The 232-nt window shown below is 64.7% G+C and carries 1 pseudogene; it reads right to left on the bottom strand.

From position 1 onward, the window contains the following. Positions 1–232 (bottom strand): annotated as a pseudogene (locus R0J87_RS25135) (phosphate ABC transporter permease PstA); the annotation flags it as partial.

The following is a 232-nucleotide window of genomic DNA, read 5'->3' as shown; positions in this document are numbered from 1 at the left end:
CGCCTTCAGGCTGGCCCGGGTGGCGATGATGATCGTCGGCAGCGTCATCAGCGCCAGCACCATGCCGCCGACCAGCGGGGCCGAGCGCGGCAGGCCGAAGAAGTTCAGGAAAACCGCCAGGCCCAGCAGACCGAATACGATGGAAGGCACCGCCGCCAGATTGTTGATGTTGACTTCGATCAGGTCGGTCCAGCGGTTCTTCGGCGCGAACTCCTCCAGATAGATCGCCGCC

The sequence above is a fragment of the Halomonas sp. SIMBA_159 genome (genome assembly GCF_046536035.1).
Taxonomy (GTDB): domain Bacteria; phylum Pseudomonadota; class Gammaproteobacteria; order Pseudomonadales; family Halomonadaceae; genus Vreelandella; species Vreelandella venusta_A.
This window is presented reverse-complemented; position numbering and strand designations above follow the sequence as displayed.